8 protein-coding genes are annotated in these 8,086 nt (G+C 75.4%); 4 read left to right on the top strand and 4 right to left on the bottom strand.

Translation table 11 applies throughout. The features are described from left to right. On the top strand, nt 1–1,818 hold a 1,818-nt coding region (locus ACYVJ4_RS18285), incomplete at its 5' end, for a VWA domain-containing protein (RefSeq protein WP_460461508.1). Here ACYVJ4_RS18285 and ACYVJ4_RS18280 read toward each other — a convergent pair. Continuing rightward, a complete protein-coding gene (locus ACYVJ4_RS18280; RefSeq protein WP_460461507.1) occupies nt 1,736–2,605 on the bottom strand; it encodes an NAD-dependent protein deacetylase in 870 nt (289 codons plus the stop codon). The genes ACYVJ4_RS18285 and ACYVJ4_RS18280 overlap by 83 nt on opposite strands. A 36-nt stretch (nt 2,606–2,641) precedes the next feature. Here ACYVJ4_RS18280 and ACYVJ4_RS18275 point away from each other — a divergent pair, with 36 nt between their 5' ends. Beyond that, on the top strand, nt 2,642–3,319 hold the full coding sequence (locus tag ACYVJ4_RS18275; protein ID WP_460461506.1) for a nucleoside/nucleotide kinase family protein: 678 nt from the start codon (nt 2,642–2,644) through the stop codon (nt 3,317–3,319). On the opposite strand, the gene ACYVJ4_RS18270 is transcribed toward ACYVJ4_RS18275, so the two are convergent. Both ACYVJ4_RS18270 and ACYVJ4_RS18265 read right to left on the bottom strand, forming a co-directional pair. After that, complete coding sequence (locus ACYVJ4_RS18270; RefSeq protein ID WP_460461505.1) at nt 3,305–4,858, bottom strand: MFS transporter; 1,554 nt, start codon at nt 4,856–4,858, stop codon at nt 3,305–3,307. The two genes, ACYVJ4_RS18275 and ACYVJ4_RS18270, sit on opposite strands and share 15 nt — an antisense overlap. A gap of 10 nt (nt 4,859–4,868) precedes the next feature. Further along, nucleotides 4,869–5,885, bottom strand: coding sequence for a diguanylate cyclase domain-containing protein (locus tag ACYVJ4_RS18265; protein WP_460461504.1), 1,017 nt, complete (start codon nt 5,883–5,885; stop codon nt 4,869–4,871). Between the two features lie 89 nt (nt 5,886–5,974). Here ACYVJ4_RS18265 and ACYVJ4_RS18260 point away from each other — a divergent pair, with 89 nt between their 5' ends. Further along, on the top strand, nt 5,975–7,165 hold the full coding sequence (locus ACYVJ4_RS18260; RefSeq protein ID WP_460461503.1) for an acyl-CoA dehydrogenase family protein: 1,191 nt from the start codon (nt 5,975–5,977) through the stop codon (nt 7,163–7,165). A gap of 47 nt (nt 7,166–7,212) precedes the next feature. Further along, on the top strand, nt 7,213–7,596 hold the full coding sequence (locus tag ACYVJ4_RS18255; protein ID WP_460461502.1) for an ATP-binding protein: 384 nt from the start codon (nt 7,213–7,215) through the stop codon (nt 7,594–7,596). Between the two features lie 4 nt (nt 7,597–7,600). Here the strand turns inward: ACYVJ4_RS18255 and ACYVJ4_RS18250 are convergent. After that, a partial coding sequence (locus ACYVJ4_RS18250) for an FtsX-like permease family protein (protein WP_460461501.1) occupies nt 7,601–8,086 on the bottom strand: 486 nt, incomplete at its 5' end.

The following is an 8,086-nucleotide window of genomic DNA, read 5'->3' as shown; positions in this document are numbered from 1 at the left end:
CTGGACGACCTCTTCGAGCGGGCCCGGCGGCAGCGGCGGGACGCGCTGCGCCGCGGCCGCCTGGACGGCACCGTGACCCGCGCCCAGGCGCTGCTCGACCAGGCGGTCGCCGCCGAGCGCGACGCCCTCCGGCAGGCCCAGGACGCCGACCCGGACGACCTCGACGCGCAGTTCGCGCAGTCGCGGCTGGACGCGCTGCCGCGCTCGACCGCGCGCGCCGTGCAGGAGCTGGCCGACTACGACTGGCGCAGCGACGAGGCCCGCGCCGACTACCAGCGCATCCTCGACGAGCTGCGCGGCGACGTCCTCGAGCAGCGGTTCGCCGGGATGAAGGAGGCGCTGCGCGGTGCCGACCCGGCGGTCGACCCCGAGGCCGCCGCTCGGCTGCGGTCGATGCTCACCGACCTCGACGACCTGCTCGGGCGGCACGCGCGCGGCGAGGACGTCGACGACGCGTTCGCGCAGTTCATGCAGCAGCACGGCGACTTCTTCCCCGAGCAGCCCGCGGACGTCGACGAGCTGGTCGACCTGCTGGCGCGCCGCGCGGCGGCGGGCGAGCGGCTGATGCGCTCGCTCAGCCCGGGCCAGCGCGAGGAGCTCGCCTCCCTGGTGCAGCAGGCGCTGGGCGACGCGGGCGTGGCCGAGCAGATGGCGTCGCTGTCGGAGTCGCTGCGGGCGCTGCGCCCCGACCTGCAGTGGGGTCGCGGCGAGCCGGGGCGCGGCGAGGAGCCGCTGGGGTACGGCGAGGCCACGAGCGTGCTGGGCGAGGTCGCCGAGCTCGACGACCTGCTCGAGCAGCTCGGCCAGCAGCACCCCGGTGCCACGCTGGACGACGTCGACCTGGACGCGGTCGAGCGCCAGCTCGGGCGCACGGCGGCCGACGACGTGCGTCGGCTCCAGCAGCTCGAGCGCGAGCTGCGGCGCCAGGGCTGGTTGCAGGGCTCGGCCGCGGACGCCGCGCTGAGCCCGAAGGCGTTGCGGCGCTTGGGGTCGACCGCCCTGCAGAAGGTCTTCGCCGACCTCGAGGCCGCGGGCCGCGGCACGCACGACGTGCGGTCGGCCGGCGCAGCTGGCGAGCGCACCGGGGCGTCACGTGCCTGGGAGTTCGGCGACGAGCAGCCGCTCGACGCGGTGCGCACGGTCGGGAACGCGTTGCGGCGCAACGCTTCTGTCAGTTCCGGGCCGATCGCGCTCGCCGTCGAGGACTTCGAGGTGGTCGAGACCGAGCGTCGGGCCGGCGCCGCGGTGGCGCTCTGCGTCGACCTGTCGTTCTCCATGGTCTCGGAGGGTCGGTGGGGGCCGATGAAGCAGACGGCCCTGGCGCTGTCGCACCTCGTCGCCACCCGGTTCCCGCAGGACGCGCTGCAGATCATCGGCTTCGGCCGCTACGCGATGCGCCTGACCACCGGCGAGCTCGCCGCGGTCGAGCCCGACTTCGTGCAGGGCACCAACCTGCAGCACGCGCTGCAGCTCGCACGCCACCACCTGCGCCGGCACAGCGACGCCGACCCCGTCGTCCTGGTCGTCACGGACGGCGAGCCGACCGCCCACCTCGAGGACGACGGCGAAGCGGTCTTCGCCTGGCCGTCGACGTCGGCGACGCTGCGGGCGACGGTCGCGGAGGTCGACCAGCTGACGCGCTACGGCGCGACGATGAACCTCTTCATGCTCGGCGAGGACCCCGGCCTGCGACGGTTCGTCGACGCCATGGCCCGGCGCAGCGGTGGGCGGGTGCTCACGCCGTCCGCGCACGACCTGGGTCGGTACGTGGTGAGCGACTACCTGCGGGCCCGCCGAGGACGTCGGCGAGGGCGCTGAGCGCGGGGGAGCAGCCGGCGTCCACCTTGACGGTCACGAGGTCGTCGCCGCGCGTGGGGCCCTGGTTGACGAGCACGACCGGGAGGCCGTCGCGTGCCGCCCGGCGGACGAAGCGCAGGCCGGACTGCACCGTCAGCGACGTGCCGGCGACGAGCAGGGCGTCGGCGCCCTCGACCCAGTCGTAGCACCGCTGCACGCGGTCCTTGGGGACGTTCTCGCCGAAGAACACGACGTGCGGCTTGTAGCTGCCGCGGCAGACCAGGCAGTGCGCCAGCCGGAAGCCCTCGACGTCCACGACCTCGGCGTCGCCGTCCGGCGCCGTGCGGGCGTCGTGGGTGCCCGCGCCGAAGCCCGGGTTCAGCTCGACCAGCCGTTCGTGCAGCGCCGCCCGGCTCGTGACCTCGCCGCAGCGCAGGCACACCACCTCGTCGATGCGGCCGTGCAGGTCGACGACCGCGCGACTGCCGGCCTCGGTGTGCAGGCCGTCGACGTTCTGGGTGATGAGCGCGTCGACGGCACCGGCGGCCTCGAGCCGGGCCAGCGCCCGGTGCCCGTCGTTCGGCCGGGCGCGGCGCATGCGGCCCCAGCCGACGTGGCTGCGCGCCCAGTAGCGCTGCTGGGCCACGTCTCCGGACACGAACTCCTGGAAGGTCATCGGCGCCCGGGGCACCGCCGTCGGCCCGCGGTAGTCGGGGATGCCGGAGTCGGTCGAGAGACCGGCTCCGGTCAGGGCCACCACGCGCCGGCCCTGGAGCAGCGCGACCGCGGCGTCGATCGACGGGTGCACGGTCCCAGGGTAGGCGGGCGTGCGAGGCTGGCGCGCGTGCGACCTCCCGGACCGTGGCGGCGACGCGTCCTCGACCAGCTGCTGGACGTCGTCCTCGACCGGGCGCCGGCCGGCCGGGCCCGGGTGGCCGTCGACGGCGTCGACGGCTCCGGCAAGACCGTGCTGGCCGACGAGCTCGCGGACCTGCTGGGCGCCCGCGGCCGGGCCGTCGTGCGGGCCAGCGAGGACGACTTCCACCGGACGCGGGTCGAGCGGTACCGGCTCGGGCGCACCTCGGCCGAGGGCTTCTACCGCGACTCCTACGACCTGCCGGTGCTGCGCCGCGACCTGCTGGAGCCGTGGGCACCCGGCGGGTCGGGCCGCTACCGCCGCCGGGCCCACGACCTGGTCACCGACGAGCGGCTCGAGCCGCGCTGGGAGCAGGCGCCCGACGACGCGCTGCTGCTGGTCGACGGGCTGTTCCTGCAGCGCCCCGAGCTGGCCGGGACGTTCGAGGTGACGGTGTTCGTCGACGTGCCGTTCGAGGTGACGTTCGCGCGGATGGCGGAGCGCGACGGCTGCGACCCCGATCCCGAGCACCCGGCGAACGCGCGGTACGTGGGGGCGCAGCGCCACTACCTGGCCGCGCACGACCCGCGCGGACGGGCCGACGTCCTGCTCGACAACGCCGACGCGCAGCGGCCGGTGCTGCGGCGTCCCTCAGCCGTCGGCTGAGCCCGGACGGCGGCCGTGGTCGGCCGCCTGCAGCGCCGGGGCAGTGGGGTCGCAGTGGTACCGGTCGGCGGTGTGGTCGGGCTCGCGCGGCGCGGACGTGCCGTCGGCGCCGGTGCCGTCGTCCGGCATCACCAGCGAGCGCGGGCCCACCAGCAGCGCCGACAGCACCCCGCCGAGCGCCAGCAGCACCGCGCAGCCCAGCATGGCGCGGGCGAAGCCGCGGTCGAGCAGCTGCGGGTCGCGGTAGGCCTGCTCGCCGATGCCGGCGGCCAGGGGCAGCACCGCCACCGCGAGCAGACCCGCGGTGCGGGCCACCGCGTTGTTGACCCCCGACGCCATGCCCGCGTGCCGCTGCGGGGCGGACGTCAGCACCGCCGTGGTCAGCGGCGCCACCGTGAGCGTCAGGCCCACGCCGAAGACGGCCACCGGGGGCAGGACGTCGGCGACGTAGCTCGCGCCCGGACCCACCTGGCGCAGCATCAGCATCGAGACCGCGCAGACCAGCGGGCCGACGGTCATGAACGGCCGCGGCCCGAAGCGCTGCGCCAGCGCGCCCACCCGGGCCGAGCCGGCCAGCATGAGCGCCGTGATGGGCAGCAGGGCGGCGCCGGCGGCGATGGGGGAGAAGCCCGACACCAGCTGCAGCTGCAGCGAGAGCGCGAAGAAGACGCCCGAGAGCGCCGCGTAGACCACGAGGGTGACGACGTTGGCCGCGGTGAACCGCGTCGAGGTGAAGATGTCGAGCGGCACCATCGGGTGCCGGCCACGCCGCTCGACGACCACGAAGGCGACGGCCACCGCGACGCCGACCACCAGCGCCACCGCCGGCACCGGACCCCAGCCGTCGGCGCCCCAGCGGATCAGCCCGTAGGTCAGCGCGGCCAGCCAGACCACGCAGGTCGTGGCGCCGAGCACGTCGGTGCGCCGGGGTGCGGAGGCGTCGCGCGACTCCGGCACGTGCCGCAGCGAGATGGCCACGACGACCGCGGCCAGCGGCAGGTTGACCAGGAAGATCCAGCGCCACGAGGTGTGCTCGATGAGGTAGCCGCCCACGAACGGGCCGGCCGCGGCGGTGACGCCCGACAGGCCCGACCACGCGCCGATCGCCGCCGCGCGGTCGCGCGGGTCGAACGACGCGGCGATGATCGCCAGCGACCCGGGCGTGAGCAGCGCCCCGGCGACGCCCTGCAGGACCCGGGCCAGCACCAGCACCTCGATCGTCGGCGCCACGGCGCACAGCAGGGACGTCGCCGCGAAGGCCGTCGTCCCGATGACGAAGACCCGCCGACGTCCCCAGACGTCGCCGAGCGAGCCGCCCAGCAGGATGAACGCGGCGAGCGTCAGCGTGTAGCCGTTGATGGTCCACTGCAGGCCGCTCAGGCCGGTGTCGAGGCTGCGGCCGATCGCCGGCAGCGCGATGTTGACGACGGTGGCGTCCAGCGACGCGATGCCGCTGCCGAGCACCGTGGCGAGCAGGACCCAGCGGCCCCGCGCCTCGCGGGACCGCACCAGCACGTCGTCGTCCGGACCGTCGACCACGTGCGCGACGCTACTGCCCGCGCTTGGCGCCGTACATGGCCTCGTCGGCGCGCCGCAGCAGGTCGCCGGGGGTGTCGAACGGGCGCTGGGCCCGCGCGGACCCGACCGACGACGACACGGGCACCGACGCGCCCCGGACGTCGTAGGGCTGGGCGAGCGCGGCGGTGACCCGGTCGAGCACCGGGTCGAGCGGGGCGCGCTCGTCCGGCAGCTCCAGCAGGACGACGAACTCGTCGCCGCCGACGCGCGCCACCAGGTCGACCGCGCGGACCGCGCCGAGCAGGCGCTGCGCGACGTCGCGCAGCAGCTGGTCGCCGGCACCGTGCCCGTGGGTGTCGTTGACGGTCTTGAACTCGTCGACGTCCACGAACAGCACCGCGGGCTCGGTCTCGCCGCGGGCGCGGCGGGCGAAGGCACGACCCAGCGCCTCGTCGAGCAGCCTCCGGTTGGGCAGACCGGTGAGCGGGTCGCGCGTGGCGGCGCGCGTGAGCAGCTCGGTCTGCGAGCGCAGCTCCATCAGCCGCACCGTCTGGTCGGCGAGGTCGCGCAGCCGCTCGAGCTGGGTGCGGCTGAGCTCGCCCGGTCGCCGGTCGAAGCTGCACAGCGTGCCGACCACCTCGCCGGTCGACACGATCAGCGGCGCCGAGGCGTAGAGCCGCACGCTGTCGATGTCGCCGGTGACGAACGGGTTGTCGGCGAACGTGACGTCCTGCGAGGCGTCGGGCACGTAGGTGATGTCGCGCGACAGGATGCTGCGGGCGCACATCGAGTCGGCCCGGTCGACCTCGCCCGGCTCGCCGCCGAACGCCGACGCCTGCCACTGCCGGGTGGCGTCGACCAGGTTGATCACGGCCAGGTCGGTGCCGGCGACGTACGCGGCCAGCCGGGTCAGGGCGTCGAGGTCGGGGTCGCGCGGCCGGTCCAGCACCGCCAGCCGCTCGAGCGCCACCAGGCGCGACTCCTCGTCGGGCGGCACCGGGTACCCGGGCGCGCCGTCGTCCGTCGTCGGGTCCACGTCGTGGCTCATGGTGATCATGCTGCCACGCACCGCTGCCGGGACGGGGCGATGGCGCGCTCCGTCGTGCGGTGCCGCGGAGCAGCGGCGATGATCGCCGCGTGGAGGACCTCACCCGCCCGCTGGGCACCGACCTGTACCTGTTGGACGAGCGCCTGACGGACGACGACCGCGCCGTGCGCGACCGGGTGCGGGCCTTCGTCGACGCCGAGGTGCTGCCGGTGATCAACGACCACTGGGAGCGGGCGCAGTTCCCGTTCGACCTGGTGAAGGGGCTGGGCAGCCTGGGGATCGCGGGTCTGGCGATCGAGGGCTACGGGTGCGCCGGGCTCAGCCGCCTGGCCGCCGGCCTCGTCAGCGTCGAGCTCTCGCGCGGCGACGGCAGCATCAACACCTTCAACGGGGTGCACTCGGGCCTCGCGATGGGGTCGGTCTACCTGCTGGGCAGCGAGGAGCAGCGCGAGCGGTGGCTGCCGGCCATGGCGCGCATGGAGCAGATCGGCGCGTTCGGGCTCACCGAGCCCGACCACGGCTCGGACTCGGTCGCCCTGGCCACCACCGCGCGCCGCGACGGCGCCGACTGGGTGATCACCGGCCGCAAGCGCTGGATCGGCAACGCCTCGTTCGCCGACCTGGTCGTGGTGTGGGCGCGGGACGAGGCGGACGGCGAGGTCAAGGGGTTCGTCGTCGAGCGCCCGGACGGCGACCCGCCCGGCTACTCGACCGACCTGATCACCGGCAAGATCGGCAAGCGGGCGGTCTGGCAGCCCGACGTCCGGCTGGACGGCGTGCGCGTGCCGGACGACAACCGGCTGGCCGGCGCCAACAGCTTCGACGACGTCAACCGGGTGCTGACCGCCACGCGCGGCGGCGTCGCCTGGGAGTCGCTCGGCCACGCGGTCGCCTGCTACGAGATCGCGCTGACCTACGCGCAGCAGCGCGAGCAGTTCGGGCGCCCGATCGCCGGCTTCCAGCTGGTGCAGATGAAGCTGGCCGAGATGCTCACGGCGGTGACCCACCTGCAGCTGCTCTGCTACCGGATGGCCGAGCTGCAGGACCAGGGCCGCCTCACGGCGGCGATGGCGTCGATGGCCAAGATGTCGTCGTCCCGCATGGCGCGGCAGGTGACCTTCGACGCCCGCGACGTCCTGGGCGGCAACGGGTTGTTGCTCGAGTACCACGTCGCGCGGCACCTGACCGACATGGAGGTCGTCTACACCTACGAGGGCACCGACTCGGTGCAGGCGCTCATCATGGGCCGCGAGATCACGGGGGAGTCGGCCTTCACCTGAGCCGGTCGGCGAGCACGCGGCCGCGATGCATGGCATCCTCGGCACCCATGTGCACCCAGACGCCGTCCGCCGAGGTCGCGCTCCCGCTCGACCCGCGCGCGGCGTCCGTCGCCCGGGCGTTCCTGCGCGACGCCGCCTGCGCCACCCACCACGCCCGCGTGCTGGACGACGCGCAGCTGCTCGTCTCCGAGCTGGTGGGCAACGGCGTGCGCCACGGGGGACCGCCGATCCTGCTGCGGGTCGAGTGCGTGGAGACCGACGGCCTGCAGGTCTCGGTCACCGACGGCGGGCCCGGCGAGCCGCAGCGCCGCGAGGCCGGCCCCGACGCCGAGAACGGCCGTGGCCTGACCCTGGTCGACTACATCAGCGACGCGTGGGGCGTCGAGGCCGGGGAGCACGGCAAGACCACCTGGTTCCGGCTGGCCGGCTAGCCCGCTAACCCCCCACCCGCAGGACCTGGCCGAGCGAGGCCCGCCGCTGCGCCGACGACTCCGCCCGGGCGACCGCGACCGCCACGACCGCGAGCAGCACCGGGACGACCGCGACCCACCACGGCACGACGACGTCCGTGCCGCCGGACGCGCCGGTGATCCGGTCGACCGCCAGCCGGGGCAGCTGCAGCATCGCCCACAGGGCACCGGTGGCGGCACCGACCGCGGCGGCCACGGCCACCGGCGGCACCAGCTCGGCGAGCAGCACCCGCCGGGCGTCGCCGCGCGTCAGCCCGCTGGTGCGCAGGCGGGCCAGCCGTTCCAGCCGGGCCGGGGCGTCCAGCGCCGCCGCCAGGACGACGGCCCGCCCGCCGAGCAGGGCCAGCAGCAGGGCGTACGCGTCGGCCAGCCGCAGCAGGCCCTCCGCCAGGGGAGCGCCGCGTCGCAGGGCGAGGTCGTCGGCCCGCACCGTCACCCGGCCGGTGTCACC

Source organism: Angustibacter peucedani (assembly GCF_054779595.1).
This window is presented reverse-complemented; position numbering and strand designations above follow the sequence as displayed.

What these genes read in the sequence shown, in the direction of transcription:
- ACYVJ4_RS18265 (WP_460461504.1), bottom strand. Translation starts at nt 5,885, where the DNA reads ATGAGCCACGACGTGGACCCGACGACGGACGACGGCGCGCCCGGGTAC.
- ACYVJ4_RS18255 (WP_460461502.1), top strand. Translation starts at nt 7,213, where the DNA reads ATGTGCACCCAGACGCCGTCCGCCGAGGTCGCGCTCCCGCTCGACCCG.